Source organism: Aquimarina sp. AU119 (assembly GCF_900312735.1).
In the GTDB taxonomy this organism is placed as follows: domain Bacteria; phylum Bacteroidota; class Bacteroidia; order Flavobacteriales; family Flavobacteriaceae; genus Aquimarina; species Aquimarina algiphila.
Genome location: NZ_OMPF01000001.1, coordinates 481384 through 501970 on the forward strand (window position 1 = coordinate 481384; position 20587 = coordinate 501970).

At 32.0% G+C, this 20587-nt stretch carries 17 protein-coding genes; 13 read left to right on the forward strand and 4 right to left on the reverse strand.

Features of this window, described 5'->3' with window-relative positions; all coding sequences use genetic code 11:
* Nucleotides 1–50: 50 nt before the first annotated feature.
* The 3 genes from DK442_RS01960 to DK442_RS01970 form a co-directional block, all read right to left on the reverse strand.
* Nucleotides 51–1619, reverse strand: coding sequence for a RagB/SusD family nutrient uptake outer membrane protein (locus DK442_RS01960; protein WP_160114018.1), 1569 nt, complete (start codon nt 1617–1619; stop codon nt 51–53).
* 19 nt (nt 1620–1638) lie between these two features.
* On the reverse strand, nt 1639–4662 hold the full coding sequence (locus DK442_RS01965; protein WP_109434159.1) for a TonB-dependent receptor: 3024 nt from the start codon (nt 4660–4662) through the stop codon (nt 1639–1641).
* Between the two features lie 309 nt (nt 4663–4971).
* The gene (locus DK442_RS01970) at nt 4972–6639 is read right to left on the reverse strand and encodes an alpha-glucosidase (RefSeq protein WP_109434160.1); all 1668 of its coding nucleotides are present in this window, start codon (nt 6637–6639) and stop codon (nt 4972–4974) included.
* Nucleotides 6640–6981: 342 nt separating this feature from the next.
* On the opposite strand from DK442_RS01970, the gene DK442_RS01975 reads away from it, so the two are divergent.
* Nucleotides 6982–8013, forward strand: coding sequence for a LacI family DNA-binding transcriptional regulator (locus DK442_RS01975; RefSeq protein WP_109434161.1), 1032 nt, complete (start codon nt 6982–6984; stop codon nt 8011–8013).
* 254 nt (nt 8014–8267) lie between these two features.
* Here DK442_RS01975 and DK442_RS01980 read toward each other — a convergent pair whose 3' ends face one another.
* Nucleotides 8268–9281, reverse strand: coding sequence for a LacI family DNA-binding transcriptional regulator (locus DK442_RS01980; protein ID WP_109434162.1), 1014 nt, complete (start codon nt 9279–9281; stop codon nt 8268–8270).
* 275 nt (nt 9282–9556) lie between these two features.
* Here DK442_RS01980 and DK442_RS01985 point away from each other — a divergent pair, with 275 nt between their 5' ends.
* The 12 genes from DK442_RS01985 to DK442_RS02040 all read left to right on the forward strand — a co-directional run bounded on the left by DK442_RS01985 (nt 9557) and on the right by DK442_RS02040 (nt 20445).
* Nucleotides 9557–9892 (forward strand): arsenosugar biosynthesis-associated peroxidase-like protein, encoded by a 336-nt coding sequence (locus tag DK442_RS01985; RefSeq protein WP_109434163.1) that lies wholly within the window; start codon nt 9557–9559, stop codon nt 9890–9892.
* A gap of 96 nt (nt 9893–9988) precedes the next feature.
* Nucleotides 9989–11056, forward strand: a complete 1068-nt coding sequence (gene arsS / locus DK442_RS01990) for an arsenosugar biosynthesis radical SAM (seleno)protein ArsS (protein ID WP_109434164.1) — start codon at nt 9989–9991, stop codon at nt 11054–11056.
* A 13-nt stretch (nt 11057–11069) separates the two neighbouring features.
* Complete coding sequence (locus DK442_RS01995) at nt 11070–11753, forward strand: DUF2064 domain-containing protein (protein ID WP_109434165.1); 684 nt, start codon at nt 11070–11072, stop codon at nt 11751–11753.
* Nucleotides 11754–11928: 175 nt separating this feature from the next.
* Nucleotides 11929–12456: a rhodanese-like domain-containing protein gene (locus DK442_RS02000; RefSeq protein WP_235010886.1), complete on the forward strand. Its 528-nt coding sequence runs from the start codon at nt 11929–11931 to the stop codon at nt 12454–12456.
* Nucleotides 12453–13058 (forward strand): TIGR04282 family arsenosugar biosynthesis glycosyltransferase, encoded by a 606-nt coding sequence (locus DK442_RS02005; protein WP_333968230.1) that lies wholly within the window; start codon nt 12453–12455, stop codon nt 13056–13058. Before DK442_RS02000 ends, DK442_RS02005 begins: the two co-directional genes overlap by 4 nt.
* On the forward strand, nt 13058–13870 hold the full coding sequence (locus DK442_RS02010; RefSeq protein ID WP_109434167.1) for a purine-nucleoside phosphorylase: 813 nt from the start codon (nt 13058–13060) through the stop codon (nt 13868–13870). Before DK442_RS02005 ends, DK442_RS02010 begins: the two co-directional genes overlap by 1 nt.
* Before the next feature lie 96 nt (nt 13871–13966).
* Complete coding sequence (gene arsM, locus DK442_RS02015) at nt 13967–14935, forward strand: arsenosugar biosynthesis arsenite methyltransferase ArsM (protein WP_109434168.1); 969 nt, start codon at nt 13967–13969, stop codon at nt 14933–14935.
* Between the two features lie 170 nt (nt 14936–15105).
* The gene (locus DK442_RS02020) at nt 15106–16224 is read left to right on the forward strand and encodes a histidinol-phosphate transaminase (RefSeq protein ID WP_109434169.1); all 1119 of its coding nucleotides are present in this window, start codon (nt 15106–15108) and stop codon (nt 16222–16224) included.
* Nucleotides 16225–16478: 254 nt separating this feature from the next.
* Nucleotides 16479–17231, forward strand: coding sequence for a DUF547 domain-containing protein (locus tag DK442_RS02025; RefSeq protein ID WP_109434170.1), 753 nt, complete (start codon nt 16479–16481; stop codon nt 17229–17231).
* Between the two features lie 396 nt (nt 17232–17627).
* Nucleotides 17628–18350, forward strand: a complete 723-nt coding sequence (locus DK442_RS02030; protein WP_109434462.1) for a DUF547 domain-containing protein — start codon at nt 17628–17630, stop codon at nt 18348–18350.
* Between the two features lie 141 nt (nt 18351–18491).
* A complete protein-coding gene (locus tag DK442_RS02035) occupies nt 18492–19394 on the forward strand; it encodes a DUF547 domain-containing protein (RefSeq protein ID WP_109434171.1) in 903 nt (300 codons plus the stop codon).
* Nucleotides 19395–19731: 337 nt separating this feature from the next.
* Nucleotides 19732–20445, forward strand: a complete 714-nt coding sequence (locus tag DK442_RS02040) for a DUF547 domain-containing protein (protein ID WP_109434172.1) — start codon at nt 19732–19734, stop codon at nt 20443–20445.
* The last annotated feature ends 142 nt before the right edge of the window (nt 20446–20587 follow it).

The following is a 20587-nucleotide window of genomic DNA, read 5'->3' on the forward strand; positions in this document are numbered from 1 at the left end:
CGAAAGGAAGAAGGACTTTGCATTTATTATCCAAATACTCACAATTTTTATTAATATCCTGGATTTTGAGTTAAATTAGGATTAGTAGAAATAGCTTCTGCCGGAATAGGCATTAACAAGGACTTCGCTGTAGAAGCACTTCCTTTTTCTTGCCAGGTTCCTAAAAAAGTACCAAAACGAATTTGGTCATTTCTTCTCCAGCCTTCCCAATACAATTCTCGAGATCTTTCGTCTAAGATATCTGATTCGGTAACCGCAGGCAATGCCGTAGCATTTCTCATCATTCTTAATTCATTAACAATATCTAATGCAGTTTCTCCTCCTGTATCCGTTCCTCCTCTTAGAATTGCTTCGGCTTTCATTAAGCGAGCATCTGCATACCTAAAAAACACATAATCATTACCCGGAGCATTATCATTTGCAAATTGTAAAGAATTATTTTCTACTGTAAACGTTGGGTTGGGTGTATATTTCACTACTCTGATCCCTCTCGTTTCATTAGAATTAAACAAGTTTACATCTTCACTAAAAATCAAAGGCCCTTGTTGTCTATCTTTTAGATCCTCAAATACTAGGGTTCCATCGACCGGACCGCTTTGTTGTCCAATCAAAAACCCTGCATTATATCCAAACTGGTCAGAAATACCTGGAACTGCACTACTTTTTCTTACATCACTATCTTCAAAAAGGTTATATAATTCTACCGTAGCTACAAAACCATTCCACCCACTTGGTTGTTGGTTATAATGCATGCTCATATGCCATCTATTATTTATTCTACCTGTTGCTCCACCAAGCTCATTTTGTGATACAAATATGATTTCTGATGATGTCTCACTATTTGCAGAAATAAAACTACTAAAATATTCATCCTCTAGGGTATACCCGGATAAGTCATTAACATTATTTATCACAGCGGTCATATCTGCTGCTTCAAAAGAATAAGGTCCTTCTAATGCACCTCCATCTGCTCCGGTAGCCTTATATACTGCTCTATTTAAATACAATTTAGCCAAAAGCATCCTTGCAGCATTTTGAGTAGCTATATCAGGAGTTCCAGAAGAAGGTAAATCATTAAAAACAGCCTCTAGTTCTGCAATAAATACATCCACTGCTTCTATTCTTTGTAATTGCTCTGTAGGTGGTAACAATAAATCTTCCTCGCAAGCTCTTCTTGGTACTACACCAAACAGATCCATTGTAAAAAAGTCCAGAAATGTTCGTAGGAAAGTAGCTTGTGCAATTTCACTTGCACTGCCATCTCCATTACAAAGTACTTGTTGCGCATTAAAAGCTCTACTATTGAGGTCCCTCCAGGTTTTATCAATATGGGCATGGGTATTTGTCCAACCGTGTAAATGGTGATCTCTCCATAATCCCGCATCATCCCAATCTCCACCTCTAGTAGGTGGTATTAATTCATCTGAAGAATGCACGTAAGCAGGTAATAAATCCTGCTCGTGTTGAAGTTCACGTAAAGAAGAGTATGCTCCAACTAACAGATCTGATGCGCTAACGCTCGAATCAGATGAGTTAATACTATCATTTAACTCTTCATCCAGATCAGTACATCCAAAAACAAGGAATGCTCCGATCAAACCAATGATTATTTTTTTCATTTTTTTCATTTTAATTTTTTTAAAATCTAGCATTAAATCCTACAGAAAATGTTCTTGCTCTTGGATAAGCAGAATAATCTATCCCAAAAGAAGGTACTCCATCAACTTGTTTGTTTGTATTCACCTCTGGATCAAAGCCATCATATGGTGTAATTACAAATAAATTTTGTCCAGTTACATAGAATCGTAATGATTCAATCCAATTCCCTATTTTACCTTCGTCTATAGTATACCCAACAGTCAAATTATTAAGTCTTAAAAAATCTCCACTTTTTAAATATTGAGTAGATGGTTTTGGTGTTTGAATTGCTTCTCCAGAGGAAATCACTTCTTGAGTCACATTACCCCCAGAATTAAGAGCTGATGCTGTAAAAATAGCATTCGAAGTATTATCATAAATTTGATGTCCATACGCTCCATTAAGGAACACACTCACATCTAATTTTTTATATCTAAATGATGACGAAATCCCAACAGTAAAATCAGGATTTGGATCTCCAACAAATGTTCTATCTCCTTGTCCCGGAGCAGTTATACCACTCGAAGTATCTACGCCATCTCCATCTAAATCTGCATATTGAGAAACTCCATTTTCATCAAAACCTTCCCAAACTGGTAAGTAAAATGCATTTATAGGTTGTCCGTCAAATAATAACTGTCCTCGTTGTCCAGTTAATCCCTGACCATTTAAATCTCCCGTTAGAATACCTGCTGGGAAAATACTTGATACATTATTGATCTCATTATTTAAGAAACTAGCATTAACACCAACTTCCCAAGTCATGTCTTCATTTTGAATGATAACTCCATTTATAGCGATATCAACTCCCGAGTTTTCTACTTCAACCCCATCCAAATTTCTCCATACAAATATGTTTGGTGCTTGTTGTGCTACACGAGTTCTAAATAAAAGATCTTCTGTCTTTCTATTATAGTAATCTATAGATCCAGACAAACGATTGTCAAAAAATCCAAAATCTATACCTGCATTAATTTGCTTAGTACTTTCCCATTGTAGTTCAGGATTTCCGACTGTTGATTGTACAATACCCCCAGAACCATCAGGTGTAAATTGAGTTTGAGAAGAACCAGAAGGAAATTCCTGATTACCAGTGATACCATATCCAAGTCTTAATTTAAGATCGCTAAAGGTTTCAGGCACAAAATCTTCTTCAGATAATCTCCATGCCAACGCCGCTGAAGGGAAATATCCAAACTGATTATCTTCTCCAAAACGACTAGAACCATCTGCTCTTAAAGTTGCTGTGATTAGATATTTATCATACAACGTTACATTAGCTCTTCCAAAATAAGACTGTAACTCTGTAGTAGGGTTAAAAAATGATGTATTACCCCCGGTAAGTGTATTATCTGGATTAAGTGTAGGTGCAGGTCTATCTGATCCAAAATTAATATTATTAATGTATAAATTTTGGTCATCTATCGAAAAATTCTGTACCCTAATATTATCTCCTTTTCTTTCGAATTGTTGATATGAATATCCTCCTACTGCACTTAAATATACAGCATCACTCAATTGTTTATTGTAGCTAAGGGTATGTTCGAATAATAGATTAGATGTAAAAATACTTTGAATATCTGCTATCCCATTATTTACAAAATTAGCTTGCATTAGTCTCGAAACTCCTACTCTTCTTGTAGATTCTGTGCGCCCAACACCAAAATTGAATTTATATTTTAATTCATCTGTAAAACTATATGTTGCAGAAAGATTCCCTAAAACATTAGTGGTTTCTGCCAAATCAGTATAATACTCCAGGAAAGCCAATGGATTACGCGGATTGTCATTAAACTGAAGAAAAGTTCCGTCGTCATTAAATAAAGATCTTGTAGGGTTCCAACGTAAAGCTGAAATAATCAAATCTCCTTCGGCACCAACGTTATCTGATAATGCCGTTGCCTCATCTTTTATGAAAGATGTAATTAATTTGGTATCTATCTGTAGCTTTTCGTTAAAAAACTTTTCTGTTAAGTTAAGGGTTCCTGTATATTTTTCCTGACCTGTATTTTTTATAATCCCTTCCTGGTCCTGCAATGATAAAGAAAACCTATAACGCCCCGTATCAGATCCACCACCATAACTCACATTATAGTTTTGAGTTATTGCTGTTCTTAGTATCTCATCTAAAGCATCTACATTTTGTCCAAAATCTAGTCCTGGATTCCCTATCGCATTGGCTGCACTTGCAAATTCTGAAGCACCTAATAAATCATATTCATTAGCAATACTGGAAATACTAACTGATGATGAAAAATCTAATTGAGGTTTCCCTGATTTTCCTTTTTTGGTAGTGATAATAACTACCCCATTAGATCCTCTCGATCCATAAATCGCAGTGGCAGAAGCATCTTTTAGCACATCAATACTTGCAATATCGTTTGGATTGATAAAGTTTAAAGGATTTCTGGCAGACGATCTACCAGCCCCTACATCAGATCCTGCACTAGTATCACCACCATCTAAAGGAACTCCGTCAACAACAATCAAAGGGTTATTACCTCCTCTAATAGAAGATGTACCTCGAATACGAATATTATTACTAGCTCCTGGCTCACCACTCGCTGCAGTAACTTGTACACCCGCAACTCTACCCTGAATTAATTGATCAGGAGAAGTCTGTACCCCTTGATTAAAATCTTCAGGTTTTACTGTGGCTACTGCTCCTGTTAAATCTTTCTTTCTTACCGTACCATACCCTACAACAACTACCTGTTCTAATTCGGCAGCATCTTCCTCCATTGTAATATTTATTGTTGACTGTCCGTTGACATTAATTTCCTGGGATTTAAACCCAACAAAGCTAAAGACTAATATAGCGTCCTCTGCAACGTTATCCAACGTATAGTTTCCATCAAAATCAGAAACTGCCCCGTTAGTTGTTCCTCGTACAAGAACATTCACTCCGGGAATCGGTCCCCCAGTGTCTGAAATCACACCTGAAACTGTGATTTGTGCAAACATCATACTCCCTGATAAAAATACCAGAAGGAAAATGAGTTTTTTAAGTATCCTACTTTTCATAATATAGCGTTTGATTTAAATTTGAATTGTTTCTTTGTTTTAAATTTTACCCTTGTCTTATAAATAAAAAGTAATTATAACCTTAGTAACAATGGGACATCCAAGTCTTTTCTACTATATCTGACTAATTCTGTAACTATATAAAATAATATTCCTACTTTAAACACAATAAGTTACAAAAAAAATGGATGCCCCATCTGTTACATCTACGAGAAGTTTCATCACATAAACTTCTCTGCTAACAAACAAAAATTAATTTCGCTTTCTACTCTAATTACATTTGTTTCTTAAATTTTACGAACTACTTTATTAAATTTTAAAAATCAGTCCTTGATAGGGTTCGAGATGAATGATATCACCCTCTATTTTATACTTGTTATAATTATTTATTAAGACAATGGCTTCTGTTAAATTTTCTTTTATCTCGAAATAACCTTCGGTGCCTTCAAAATTTAAAATCACTATGATCTGTTCTTTTTTCAACACTTTTTTATATACATATATACTCGAGTTATTAAACCCTAACTCTTTAAAATCACCATATACAAACACATCATTTTCTTTTCTTATTTGCAATAAGTTCCTATAAAAGTTTAAGATCGAATCAGGATCATTGTTTTGTTTTCTAACATTAATATTTACATAATTCGGATTCGTTTTTAACCATGGTTCTCCCAAAGAAAATCCACCATTAATTTCATCATTCCATTGTACAGGAGTTCTTGCATTATCCCGTCCTTCTCTATTAATCATTTCTAATGCTGACTCTTGTGATAATTTCTTAGTCTTTGAATTTTCATTATAAAAATTTAAAGATTGTACATCTCTAACTTCATCTACAGATTCTAGGACAATGTTTGTCATCCCTATCTCATCACCTTGATAAATATTCAAAGTTCCATTTTGTGTAGATTGCATTATAAACAACATTTTTGCTGATTCTGCCCAATATTGCTTGTCATCTCCAAATCTTGATGTCATTCGTGCAAAATCATGATTTCCCATTGCATTAGCGAGCCATCCTTTTTCATGAACCGCATCTCTCCATTTCTTAAAAATACTTTTCATGTTTACTAAATCGAAGGGTGATGTTTCTTCGAATTTACCATTAACAATAGTACATTCAAGAATATCAAAGTGATACAGCATATCAAGTTCTCTACGATCATAATCAATATACAAACCGGCATTTTCATGATTAATCCCGACTCCTTCTGCCAAAGAAAATGCATCATAATGACGAACTACTTTCTCATTCATTTCTTTAAGATACTCATGTAATCTAGGTCCATTTGCATATACATCTTCGATGATTTTTCTAAACCCTACATCTGGAGCATCAGGATACCCTTCTCGTTTAGAAATCAAAGGAATAACATCCATTCTAAATCCATCAACTCCTTTATCTAGCCAAAACCTCATTGCATTATAAATTTCTTCCCTCACTTTGGGGTTTTCCCAATTCAAATCAGGTTGTTTCTTAGTAAAAAGGTGTAGATAATATTCCTCTGATTTGGTATCATATTCCCAAGCACTTCCTCCAAAAAAAGATTTCCAATTATTTGGCGGGCCACCATCATCTTCAGGTTTTTTCCAATGAAAATAATCTCTATATGGATTATCCTTTGATTTCTTCGCCTCTTTAAACCAATTATGTTCATCAGAACAATGATTAGCAACCAAATCAAGAATTAACCTCATTCCTTTATCATGGGTTTTCTGAAGCAATTCGTCAAAATCTTCCATACTTCCAAATTCTGGCATAATAGAGCAGTAATCGCTAATATCATATCCATTATCATCATTTGGTGAACTAAAAATGGGACTTAACCATAATATATCTACATGTAGACTCTGTAAATAATCCAGTTTGTCTATAATCCCTCTCAAATCACCAATACCATCATCATTACTATCGTTGAAGCTACGTGGGTATATTTGATAAATAGTTCCTTTTTTGAACCAAGAAAGCTCCATGCAATTCGGTTTTAAAATTTTAAAAAATTGATATCTTCTACTTATTTAATCTCCTTACCGCATTTTAAATAATGTTTGTATTTTTAGTACACATTATTTATCCTAACTTAGCGTAGTCATTGTGTCTCTTGAATAGAGATGTCTTTTGGGGAGGACATTTTTGTAAGATTTTTTTAACAAACTTTTTATTAGATGTTCAAAAATCCTTTATGACTATTACAAATTACTGAACTATTCACAGAATTGTAAAGCAATCTTTTAGTTTAAAAAAATGCAAACGTTTGTATTATTATATTTCTAGTGAAAATGATGTTTTAATAATAATTTTTTAACGATTTTTTGATGACTTTGAAAAAAAAGAGGGTTAAACTTGAAGATATTGCTAGAAAATTAAACATTTCTATAGCTACAGTTTCCAGAGCTTTGGATGAAAACCCTCGAGTAAAGCTTAGTACCCGGGAAAAAGTTTTTAAAACTGCAAAAATGATGGGCTATATGCCAAATCAAATTGCAAAAAGTCTTAGTTCTGGTAAGACCAATCTTATTGGAGTTATTATCCCCAGATATGATGAATCTTTTTTTATAGAAGTGTGTAGAGGTATTGATCGATATGTTAGAAAACATAATTATAAAATCCTGATTAGCTCTTCTAGAAATTCATTTGAATTTGAGCGTGAAAATCTCATTTCATTTGAAAGAGGACTTGTTGATGGAATTATTTTGTCACCAACTCATGAGACAGAAACATTTGTGCATATTAAAAGTATAATCAATAAAGGTATTCCTGTTGTATTATTTGATAATATAAGGGAAGAGGTTTCGGGTGCTGACCATGTATTAATAGAAGATGATAAAGCTTCATTTTCTGCGGTCGAATTTCTAATTAAAAAAGGAAGGAAACGAATTGCATTTATTGGAGGGATTAAAGAAAAAAAGGTCTTTCAGGATCGTTATGATGGTTATAAAAAAGCTATGACCAAGCACAACATTCCTATCTACGAAGAATTAATACTTCATTGTGAATCCCTTGATAGGGAAAATGAAGACACTGAAATCCAGGATTTTTTTAATAACATAAGCGCAATTCCCGATGCTGTTTTTACATGCACAGATAACTATGGTTTACTCACCATGAAGACATTACTTAAAATGGGATATAAAATCCCAGAGCAAATCTCTGTCATTGGATTTGGAGATCTTGGACTAGGAGAAATCTTTGTGCCTTCTATGACATGTATTGCACAACCCAGTTTTGAAATGGGAGAAAAAGCTGCAGAATTATTGATTAACCAATTTAATGAACCCAATGATGTAAATCATCGTAAAAAAGTATTGAAACTCAAAACCGAGTTGATTTTAAGGGATAGCACTTAAAAGGTGTTTGAAAATGATCAATGATTATCCTTTGATAAAAAGGTAAAGATAGGAGAACACTATAGGTTTGCTTTAATCATTATACATTATTCTACTCAAGATTTTAACAACCTTCAGATCGAGAACGAACGGTTTGTAATTTTTAATCTGCTTATTCCTTAGAATGATTTGCTATCCTATCACAAAAACTTTGGAAAAAAACTTACCATAATTAGGGTTGGCTTCCAACAAAAAACATATATAATTAAATAGCTTTAATTTGTAGAATTTCTAAGAATTAAAGACGTTTTTACAACTTCTGTCTTTACTTTATAATTTTCAGAAAAATTATCTAATTGATTTACTAATATCTGTGCTGCTTTTGCTCCTAAATCTTCGGCATGTTGAGAAACTGTAGTAAGTTTTGGGTAAGAATGTCTGGATAACAACCCATCAGTAAATCCTATTACCGAAATATCTTTTGGAATTTTATATCCTAATTTTAGCGACATATTTATAGTTACAGCCGCGGCAGTCTCATCTAAACCAAGAACAGCATCAAGATTATTATCTTTAAGAAATTTCTCTATTTCATCTTCAACATTATTATTATCCTTTACAGGTAACTCTATTAATGACACATTATCATTTTTATCTGTAATTTCTCTTGCCCCTTCTAATCTTAATTTTGCAACACTTAAATCACTACTTATTGTTGTTATTACAGCAATTTTTGTGCAACCTGTATTAATTAGATATTGAATAGCATTTTTAGAAGCAATCTTATCATCTACAATTACTTTATCACATTCTATTTCATCACTTACCCTATCAAACATTACGATTGGAACATTATCTCTCTTTAAAACCTTAAAATGATCAAGTTCATTAACCATTTGTGTTTCCTGACTCAAAGCCACGATAAACCCATCAACACTACTATAGTTTAGCATTTCTACATATTCTATCTCTTTTTTATGAGATTCATTAGTAATACAAGTCACAATCTTATACCCATTCTTTGAGGCTGCCTGTTCTATTCCAAATAATGCTTTAGCATAAAAATGATTAAGAATCTCTGGTAATATAACTCCTATAGTTTTGGTCTTATTACTTTTTAAACTAACTGCCAGAGCATTTGGTTTATAATTATAAAAGTTCGCCAGTTCATGCACTCTGTTAATTGTTTTTTCACTAATCTCAGGATCATTTTTCAATGACTTTGAAACCGTAGAAATAGACAGATTTAATTCTTTAGCAAGTTGTTTGAGCGTAACTTTTTTCCTCATGACCTCCGATTTTGGAATTTTTTGTCCTTATAGCAAGGATTTCGAGCCTAAATTAAGCTTTTTTCTTAATGTAGTATTAATAAGACCGGTACTTTGTATTGTTATTTATATATTTTCAGTAAAAAAATTGTCAGTTTATTAATTTGTGTTTTTTATCTTACTAAACTTTTAAACACTTACCTACTTTTTAATTTTATCAAATTTTATTGTAAGTAATGATACTATATCCTCGACATATACTAAATTATGTCTGTAACTAAAAAAAATAATACAGCATGTCTAAAACATATTATGATCCTTCTGACTTAAGAAAATTTGGAAAAATCACAGAATGGAGTGAAGAATTAGGTACTAAATTTTTTGATTACTACGGCAAAGTTTTTGAAGAAGGTGCTTTGAGTGCACGAGAAAAATCTCTTATTGCACTTGCGGTTTCTCATGTAGTAAAATGCCCTTATTGTATTGATGCTTATACAAAAGATGGCTTGCAGAAAGGAATTACAAAAGAAGAAATGATGGAAGCAGTGCATGCCGGAGCAGCTATAGAAAGTGGTGCAACTTTAGTACATGGAGTACAAATGATGAATAAATATGAGAAGTTATCTATGTAAAACAAGCATCAGTTTTACCCTTATATGCTCATAAACCATTTATACTATATATTGGCAAGGATTTCGTCGATTAAAAATATAATTTAAGAACAGAAGATGTCAGAAGTCAAAAAAAAACAATCTCTACACAAACGTAATGATCAGTTAGCCAATTCTAATAGACAACTAGAGATTTTAAATAACGGTATTTTTGCCAATGGTGAATTACCAAAATTTGCAGATAAAATTGCAGAAATTGATCGTTTCCCTTTACGTCCTAATAAACTTGAGATTCTCCAGATCAATGTAGGGTATATGTGCAATCAGGTTTGTGAACATTGCCATGTAGACGCAGGACCTGATCGTAAAGAGATCATGACCAAAGAAACGATGCAGCAGTGTCTCGAAGTCATTAAAAAGACAGGAGCCCACACTTTGGATTTGACAGGTGGAGCGCCTGAAATGAATCCAAATTTTAGATGGTTTGTAGAGGAAGCAAGTAAAGCTGGAATTAAAGATTTTATTGTTAGAAGTAATCTCACCATCATTAGAGCCAACAAAAAGTATTATGATCTTCCTGATTTTTTCAAAAAACATAATGTACATGTAGTTTCTTCAATGCCACATTGGACCAGAGGAAAAACTGATAAGCAGCGTGGAGATGGTGTTTTTGACAAATCTATCAAAGCTTTGCAAGAACTCAATGAAAGAGGATATGGTATGCCTGATAGTAGTTTAAGATTGGATTTGGTATATAATCCTTCTGGAGCGTTTTTGCCTGGTGATCAAGAAGCCATGGAAAAGGATTTTAAAAAGGCATTATTAGAAGATTTTGGTATTCATTTTCATAATTTATTCGCTATTACTAATTTACCAATTAGTAGATTCTTGGATTATCTGATTGCTTCAGAAAACTATGAAGATTATATGTATGCATTAGTAGAAGCCTATAATCCATCGGCTGTGGCTAATGTGATGTGTACTAATACTATTTCTATAAGTTGGGATGGTTGGTTATATGATTGCGATTTTAATCAGATGCTCGATCTTAAAGTAGCGAGTAAAGTAAAGCATATTAGTGAATACAACGAGGAATTACTTCAGAATAGAAATATTATTATCTCACAACACTGTTATGGATGTACTGCTGGAGCAGGAAGTAGTTGTCAAGGAACTGTAGCATAACTCTAAAATCAAAATGAATCAAAAAACCGCCATATTAATTTTTGCAAATTCGATTCATGAAGAATTGCGAAATAAATATATCACTGGTGGTAAAATTTTATTTTCTGAGCTTACCCGAAAAACAATTACTACTGTAAAACAGACCGGACTCCCGTTTTTTATCTATACAGAAAAAGAACAGCGAGGAGTTACTTTTGGAGAGCGTTTTGTCAATGCCATACAAGATGTTTATAATAAGGGTTATGACAATGTTATTACTATTGGCAATGATACTCCACACCTTAATAAATATCATTTAATTGAAAGTGCCAAACAACTTGAAAATAACACATTTGTTTTAGGACCATCATTGGATGGAGGATTTTATCTTATGGGATTACACAAATCTCAATTTAATGTTGATTTATTTTTAAAACTACCCTGGCAATCCAAAAAACTATCCACATGTATCTCTAGACTTATAGAAACTACCAAAATCAAAATGGTAACTCTAGAAGTTTTGATAGATATTGATGATATTAACGATATTAAATCAATATCTCGTTTTTTCAAAAAGCTTTCTGGAAAACTTAAAAAGATTATACAAAGCTTACTTCTATATAAAATAGATATAGCAGATTTTATAGTACCAGGTATTACTACTATATACACCTATCGTTTTTTTAATAAAGGATCTCCTTCTACTTTATTCTCTTAAACTACTTTGTTTGTTTTTTTGTGTTTCATCCATTAAAAAACATATAATGTCAAATATTTAAAATTAAGTCCACTAAGTGATGGATCATTTTAATTAGTAAGACATGGTATACAAAATTATATTGATCATTGTAATCATTTTTCAAAACATCCTAAAATCTCATTTCCAACAAAAAATGAATAAAAAAAATATTCTGGCACATAACGTTGCTTATATCATAGGGGTATTAATGATCTTGTTTTTACCCAAAATGAGTGCTCAAAATTCATTAGAAGAATTGTTAGATCAATACAACAACGAGAGTGTCCCGTATATCTCTGTTGAAGCATTAAAAGATATCCAGGATCAAGTACTATTGTTAGACGCTCGCGAGAAAAAAGAATATGAAGTAAGCCACATCAAACATGCAAAATTTGTAGGTTATACACATTTTAAAATGAATACAGTCACAGTACAAGATATTCCAAAAGATACAAAAATTGTAGTGTATTGTAGTTTGGGAGTGCGTTCTGAAGACATATCAGAAAAACTAAAAAAAGCAGGATACACAAATGTTTATAATCTTTATGGAGGAATTTTTGAATGGAAAAACAAAAACTTTCCTGTTATGAACTCCAATGAAGAAACTACTGAAGAAGTGCATGCCTTTTCTGAAGAATGGGGAAAATGGTTAACTAAAGGGGAAAAAATATATTCAAATTGAAAGAAAAAAACGCATTATTGATTTTTACCCGAAATCCAGAATTGGGTAAATGTAAAACACGACTTGCAGCAACTATTGGCGATCAAGCTGCCCTGGATATTTATACTTTTTTATTACAACATACGGTTAATATCACCAAAAATCTTGATGTTACCAAAGAAGTTCATTATTCTGTAAAAGTTAGAGAAAATGATCTCTGGGATGATTCGGTTTACAATAAAAAACAACAAACAGGTTACGATTTAGGTATTCGTATGGAACATGCTTTTGCAGAATGCTTTGGAGAAGGTTTTGAGCGTGTTGTTATCATAGGAAGTGATATGTATGATTTAAGTCAAAAAGATCTGGAACTTGCTTTTTTGGAACTAGAAACACATGATTATGTCCTAGGACCTGCAGAAGATGGAGGATATTATTTATTTGGAATGAAATCCTTAAATTCACAGGTTTTTAAAAATAAAAACTGGGGTACAGATACTGTTCTCCAGGATACACTAGAAGATTTAAAAGAAAATAATATAAAACTATTAGAAGTTCGTAACGACATTGACTATTATGATGATATCAAAGACATTTCGGCTTTTCAAAAATTTATAGACTAATGACAAAATACATTGAAGAAACAACAGAATTCCTTCAAGGAAGGGGTTTCGAAAATCCAGAAATAGGTATTATACTAGGTACTGGATTAGGACAATTGATTAATGAAATAGAAATCATTCAGGAGATAAGTTATAATCATATCCCCAATTTTCCTACAGCTACTGTAGAATTTCATAAAGGAAAATTAATTTATGGAAAAATTGAAGGTAAGACTGTTGTAGTTATGCAAGGTCGTTTTCATCTCTATGAGGGCTATTCGCTCCAGGACGTAACCTACCCCGTTAGAGTCATGCATAAATTAGGAATAAAAACACTATTAGTATCTAACGCTTCTGGAGCAATTAATTTAAACTTCAAAAAGGGAGAATTAATGCTTATTGATGATCATATTAATTTACAAGGAGGTTCTCCCTTAGCATTTAAAGGAGTTGAACAATTAGGAAGTCGCTTTACAGATATGAGTGCTCCTTACGACCTTAGTATAAATTCAAAATTAGAAACCATTGCTAAAGATAACAATATCAATCTCCATAAAGGAGTATATGTGTCTGTTATGGGACCTCAATTAGAAACCAGAGCAGAATATCGTTACTTAAAAATTATCGGTGCGGATGCTGTAGGAATGAGCACTGTTCCCGAGGTTATTGTGGCTAATCACTTGGATCTTCCGGTTGCAGCGGTATCTGTTTTAACAGATGAATGTGATCCAGACAATCTTAAACCCATTAATATAGATGAAATCATTGCAATGGCAGGTAAAGCAGAACCAGAAATGATACTGTTGTTCAAAGAATTAATCAAATCTTTATAAATTAAAAATTCTATAATTTCAGAAAGGTATATCTATCCTTTTCGACAAAATTATTTATAACCTGAGATAACCTCAAAGGAAAACAAAAATCAGTTTATGAGCTATTTAGAAACCACACACGATGTATATAAAGAAGCGGCATTAACACCAGATGTAGGTTTATGTTGTACTACAAACCCTATTTGGGAACTACCAGGCCTTAAAATTCCGAAAATCATGCAAGAAATGAATTACGGATGTGGTAGCACAGTAAATGCACGTGACTTAACGAATAATCCAAAAACCTTATATGTAGGTGTTGGTGGTGGAATGGAATTATTACAATTCTCTTATTTTTCTCGTCAAAAAAGTGGTGTTATTGGTGTCGATGTTGTTGAAGAAATGCTAGAGGCTTCTCGCAAAAATTTTAAAGAAGCTGAAGCCCAAAACGATTGGTTTAAAAGCGAATTTGTTGATCTTAGATATGGTGATGCATTAAATTTACCTGTTGAAGACAATAGTATAGACGTAGCTGCACAAAATTGTCTGTTTAACATTTTTAAAGCAGATGATTTAAAAAAAGCTATTGAAGAAATGTATAGAGTATTAAAACCTCATGGAAGATTAGTAATGAGTGATCCAACTTGTGAACAACCCATGAATGATAATCTTCGTAATGATGAGCGGTTAAGAGCTTTATGTTTGAGCGGAAGTTTACCCATTGCAGAATATGTAAAAGCATTAACAGATGTTGGCTTTGGAACTATAGAAATTAGAGCTCGTAAACCTTATAGGATTCTGGATCCAAAAAACTATGATACCGATGAGTTAATTTACATCGAATCAATTGAAGTGGCTGCAATTAAAGATCCAATGCCAGAAGATGGACCTTGTATTTTTACTGGAAAGGCTGCAATTTATTATGGAGATGAAGATTATTTTGATGACAAGAAAGGTCATGTACTCCTAAAAAATCAACCTATTGCTATATGCGACAAAACTGCTGGAGCTTTAGCTGATCTCGGCAGAGATGATATATTTATTAGCGAATCTACTTATCATTATGATGGTGGTGGATGCTGTTAAAAGCGATGGCTAACTAACTATAATGTGGAAGTCGGAAATAATGTATGTATTTTCGGCTTCTTTTTTTATCTTTTCACATATCTTCTAACCATTATTTACTTAACTCTTATCTTTTCAAAATCAATAAATTACTATCTTTAGAAGGCAAATCATTTTAAAGATAGAATATCATGAACAGAAGACAATGGCTGAAATCTACTTCGTTAGGAGGTAGCCTAGCATTATTTGGAGGAATGCATATCGCTAACGCATTAACATTAGAAGAAACAATAAAATTTAACCCAAGACCATTTTCAAAGCTGATTCGATTAAGTTCTAATGAAAATCCATATGGCCCATCAAAAAAAGTAAGAGAAGCTATTATATCATCTTTTGATCATAGCTGTCGATATCCATACGCTTATGCCGATGAATTAGCAGAAATTCTTGCTAAAAAAGAAGGAGTAACCAAAGATCATATCATCATATGCGGAGGTTCTACAGAAGGGTTAAAAATTACTGGCCTTACTTTTGCATCTAACGGAGGAGAAATTATTGCAGGAAAACCTACATTTTTGGCAATGATGACGTATGCAAAACAATGGGGTGCTACTATTAATTGGGCGCCAGTTGGAGAAGATAAAGGGTACGACATGAGTGAAATCGAAAAGAGGATTTCTTCAAAAACAAAACTAGTTTTTTTATGTAATCCCAATAATCCAACTTCTACGATTCTTCCATCCCAAAAACTGATGGATTTTTGTGATACAATAAGTAATAAAACTATTCTTTTTAGCGATGAAGCCTATTATGATTATATAGACGAACCTAATTATCCATCGATGGTTGAGTTAGTGAAAAAAGACAAGAATGTAATCGTCTCCAGAACATTCTCAAAAGTGTATGGCATGGCAGGTATGCGCATTGGTTATCTTATCGCCAAACCAGCTCTGACTCAAAAACTTAGAAAAAACATGGTTGCTTATAGTAATGTTCCTGCGATCGCTGCAGCCAAAACCGCTTTAAATGACAAGGAGTTTTATGAGTTTAGTTTACAAAAAACTCGTGAAGCAAAAGAAATGATATACAAAACACTAGATACTTTTGAGTTACCATATGTAAAATCAAATACAAACTTCATTTTCTTTAAAACAGGCAAAGATATAAGAACACTACATAAAGAGATGATGGATAAAGGAGTATTAATCGGTCGACCTTTTCCTCCCTTTTTTAATTGGTGTAGAATTAGTACAGGAACTACAGAAGAGGTTACTTTATTTACAAAAGCCTTATCTAATATTTATCAATAGAGTTTCTTAACAATAGTTTTTATGAATTCATACAATTATCGATCATAAATACAAATAAAATACAGTAAATCCTTAAGCAAAACATTCTACTTTATTATTCCCATCAAATAGTGGTTAATATAACCTAATTACATCTTTTTTACGAAGTATTTTCCTACTTAAACCACTGGAAACATGTATTATATCCATTTTTTTTGTACCTTACAGGTTATCTACCCCTGAAATAAATACTAACCTCAATAAAAACTAACAAAATGAAGCCTCTTAAAACCGCCTACTTTATTTTATTACTCTTACTATTTAATAATATTTATGCTCAAGAAAAAGTTGATCATTCTGCCTGGGATCGAATTTTAATTCTTAATGTACAAACTGACGGAATGGTAGACTATAATGGAGTGACCAAAGATGTTGCTGTGTTTTATGACTATTTTAGATACCTCTGCAAGATTTCTCCAAAAGAAAGTTGGAGCAACCAAGAGAAATTGGCCTACTGGCTCAATGTTTACAATGCTACAGCAATGAAAATGATAATCGACGATTATCCGGTAGAATCAATAAATGACCTTGAAAACCCTTGGAAACGGAAAACTTTTAAATCAGAAGGTGTCCGATATAGCCTGGACGATATAGAGCATGATATTTTAAGAAAATTTGGTGATCCCAGGATACATTTTTTACTTAACTGTGGATCTATGTCATCTCCCAGATTATGGAACAGAGCTTATACAAGTGCTAATATAAGTGAAGCTCTTGATGAACGAACTAGAGAATTTATTAATGATCCTCAGAGAAATCAAATCACCTCAAGTACTGTTAAAATTTCACAAGTATTTGAATGGTATAAAGAAGATTTTGATAATAATAATATCGATGTAATTGATTTTATAAATCAATATTCAACAGTAAAAATTAATAAAATATCAAAAGATAGCTATATTACATATGACTGGAGTTTAAATAAAAAAGATAAAGTTACTCCTATAACAAGTACAAATAACAACTAAACTTTATAGCTTTTTAAAATTTAAAAGCCTCGAATTTGAAGACCTCGAATTCGAGGTTTTACGTACTATATATTATCAACAAATACTAGATTTTATAAGTCTCCATAGAAAAGTCCTCTACAATGATCATGTTGTAGTTTTTAATTCTGCAAAAGAGAAATCTAAAGTTGCTTTTTGGTAATCAAAAAGTAATATCGCAATTGTATTCTCTTTATCAAAACTGTAATTAAATGTCATATGGATGTCTAAAAATAAACAAGTAAATATTTTAAGACAAAATTAACTCAAAGAATACAATAAAACTCCTAAAATTGCATTTTATCGATTATTTCAGTACTTTTATGGAGAATAAGACTCTTAAACTAATTGTTAGAACCTTATAATTTTAAACTTCAAATGAAAACAAGTAAAAAACATAGTATAACACTGCTAGCCCTTGTCGTTGTTCTATTTTGTTTTAAAGCTAAAGCTCAAGACAAGGCAGACCATTCGGTCTGGGATCAAATTCTTATTCTTAATGTCTCAGAAGATGGAAAAGTAAATTATGAAGGAGTTATGAAAGACAGCCCTCTATTCTATCAATATTTTAGGTCATTATCAAACAATCCTCCAACAGAAGAATGGACCAGAGAAGAAAAACTAGCCTATTGGGTTAATGCATATAATTCTATTGCCGTAAAAATGATTATAGATAATTATCCTGTAAAAAATATCAATGAGCTTCATGATCCATGGAATCAAAAGTTCTTTAGAATAAAAGATAAACGTTATAGTCTAGATGATATAGAACATAAGATCTTGAGAAAGTTTAATGAACCCAGAATTCATTTTATAATCAATTGCGCTTCTAGTTCTTCTCCCAAACTAATGAACATGGCATACACTGCCAAAAATATCAATGAAGCCTTAGAAAAATGTACCAAAGATTTTATTAATGATCCTACAAAAAATATAATTACAGAAGATCAAGTTAGTTTATCCCAAATATTTGAGTGGTACAAGGATGACTTTAATAATGGCAATGTTACCGAATTTATCAACCTTTATTCTGACGTAAAAATTCAAAAAATACCTAAAAACGGATATAAAGAATATGATTGGGCACTAAATGAGCAATAGTAACATGAACACAGGTTATATTCTGATAAAGAGTATGGCGTGAATTTTGTTTTCACATTAAACATCATAGATGATTTACTTTTTATTAGAGATTTCATCTAATAAAATAGAAACTGTTTAAACAAAAAAGCTATGTCTAGAATGAAGAATATACTTTTTACTTTATCAATATGTTTATTTTTTTCCTGTAGTGGAAGTAAAACTATAGCACAAAATACAACTCCAACCAAAATACAGGAACCAGAGGAAAAAGTAGTACAAGACGATTCTATATTAGAAGATGAGAAAAAAGTAAATCTTCCAAAAATCATTACCCCAATAGAAGAAAAAGCTCCAGAAACTGAAAAACCTCTACAAAAAACACCCGTAGTTACTATAGAACCAAAAAAAAGTAACGAAGCTTTTGATCATAAAATATGGAATTATTTACTACAAAAGCATGTTTCTGCCAAGGGAATAGTAGACTACAAGGGATTTAAACAAGATAAGTCAAAACTTAGGACATATCTCAATATATTAAGTAAAAACATGCCTAAGGAGAGCTGGAATAAATCAGATAAATTAGCATACTGGATAAATGCTTATAATGCATTTACAGTGAAATTAATTATCGATAATTATCCTTTAAAAAGTATTAAAGACATTGAAAACCCCTGGGAACTTCGATTCATCAAACTAGGAGCAAAATGGTATACACTTAATGACATAGAACATAGAATTCTAAGAAAAATGAAAGATCCCAGAATTCATTTTGGTATTAATTGTGCATCATTATCATGTCCTCGTTTATCAAATAAATCATTTACAGCACAAAATGTTGATCAAGAACTAGAAAAACTCACAACTTCTTTTATTAATGACACCAAACATAATACAATAAGTGCAAACACTATTAAACTTTCGAAAATATTTCTGTGGTTTGGTAAAGATTTTAAAACAAAGGGAACTTTGATTCAGTTTTTGAATGTCTATTCTAAAACTAAAATCAATGAGAAGGCCAAAAAAAGTTATAGAGTTTATGACTGGAATTTGAACGAATCCTAAAATAACAGTATACTTATTCTAACTATTTAAAATCAATATTTTTTTCTTTTCTAAAGTAATACTATAGGAAATCACTCATCTATTCCGGCCAAACAAAAACAACACAAGCTCTTAATAATCAAATGTTTATATTTATTTTGGGATCTGCAAAACACTCCATAATTCTTCACTTCCTGTATTGTCTCAATAATTTCAAAATTATAAGAAATTAAATTCTTCCTGTAAGTTCATTTCTTAATTTTCTACTAATGTTTCATATTATGGATAAAAATGTTATCGCGAACGTAAATGAAAAATCCATATGAATATCGATTAACCCTTCAAAAAAAGTAAAAAAATGAAAGCTCCAAAATTTATATTAGCTCTGCTAACTGTAATATTTATAAATCAAACACAAGCCCAAAATACTTTTGATCATAGTATCTGGGACCAAGCATTATTATTAAATGTAAGCGAAGAAGGAAAAGTAAATTATAATGGTTTTATGAGAGATAGCTCTCAACTTTATCAATATTTTTCGCAGCTATCAGCGAATCCACCAAAAGAAGATTGGACTAGAGAAGAAAAGTTAGCCTATTGGATTAATGCTTATAATGCGTATACCATAAAACTTATCATTGATAGCTATCCGCTTAAAAGCATTAAAGATTTGGATAATCCGTGGGGTAAAAAATTCTTTAAAATTAATGGTGAATGGTATAGCTTAGGGGAATTAGAACATAAAATCCTTAGAAAGTTTGGAGACCCCAGAATTCATTTTGCAATTAATTGCGCTTCCTTTTCTTGTCCAATTGTTTGGAATAGAGCATATACCGCAGAGAATGTTAATGAAGCTTTGGATCAACAAACCAAGAAATTTATAAATGACCCTACCCGAAATACTATCACAGATGAAGAAGTTAATGTGTCAAAAATATTTACCTGGTACAAAAAGGATTTTAAAGTTAACGGAGGTGATGTAAAAGATTTTATCAATAGATATGCTTCGGTAAAAATAGGAAAACAACCTAAAAAGGGGTACAAAGATTATGATTGGAGTCTTAATGAGTAATTAAACATTTTTGACATTTATACGTACCTTTGGTTTAAAATTAGTATCGTTTAAATATCATGATATAGTTTTTGTTGATTAGTACAATAGCATTCTTAAATTGATGTCTTTTATTACTAATAAATCATTTTACAATGAGATT

Coding starts and splice junctions, on each gene's coding strand:
- DK442_RS01960 (WP_160114018.1), bottom strand. CDS start 1,619: ATGAAAAAAATAATCATTGGTTTGATCGGAGCATTCCTTGTTTTTGGA.
- DK442_RS01965 (WP_109434159.1), bottom strand. CDS start 4,662: ATGAAAAGTAGGATACTTAAAAAACTCATTTTCCTTCTGGTATTTTTA.
- DK442_RS01970 (WP_109434160.1), bottom strand. CDS start 6,639: ATGGAGCTTTCTTGGTTCAAAAAAGGAACTATTTATCAAATATACCCA.
- DK442_RS01975 (WP_109434161.1), top strand. CDS start 6,982: ATGACTTTGAAAAAAAAGAGGGTTAAACTTGAAGATATTGCTAGAAAA.
- DK442_RS01980 (WP_109434162.1), bottom strand. CDS start 9,281: ATGAGGAAAAAAGTTACGCTCAAACAACTTGCTAAAGAATTAAATCTG.
- DK442_RS01985 (WP_109434163.1), top strand. CDS start 9,557: ATGTCTAAAACATATTATGATCCTTCTGACTTAAGAAAATTTGGAAAA.
- arsS (WP_109434164.1), top strand. CDS start 9,989: ATGTCAGAAGTCAAAAAAAAACAATCTCTACACAAACGTAATGATCAG.
- DK442_RS01995 (WP_109434165.1), top strand. CDS start 11,070: ATGAATCAAAAAACCGCCATATTAATTTTTGCAAATTCGATTCATGAA.
- DK442_RS02000 (WP_235010886.1), top strand. CDS start 11,929: ATGAATAAAAAAAATATTCTGGCACATAACGTTGCTTATATCATAGGG.
- DK442_RS02010 (WP_109434167.1), top strand. CDS start 13,058: ATGACAAAATACATTGAAGAAACAACAGAATTCCTTCAAGGAAGGGGT.
- arsM (WP_109434168.1), top strand. CDS start 13,967: ATGAGCTATTTAGAAACCACACACGATGTATATAAAGAAGCGGCATTA.
- DK442_RS02020 (WP_109434169.1), top strand. CDS start 15,106: ATGAACAGAAGACAATGGCTGAAATCTACTTCGTTAGGAGGTAGCCTA.
- DK442_RS02025 (WP_109434170.1), top strand. CDS start 16,479: ATGAAGCCTCTTAAAACCGCCTACTTTATTTTATTACTCTTACTATTT.
- DK442_RS02030 (WP_109434462.1), top strand. CDS start 17,628: ATGAAAACAAGTAAAAAACATAGTATAACACTGCTAGCCCTTGTCGTT.
- DK442_RS02035 (WP_109434171.1), top strand. CDS start 18,492: ATGAAGAATATACTTTTTACTTTATCAATATGTTTATTTTTTTCCTGT.
- DK442_RS02040 (WP_109434172.1), top strand. CDS start 19,732: ATGAAAGCTCCAAAATTTATATTAGCTCTGCTAACTGTAATATTTATA.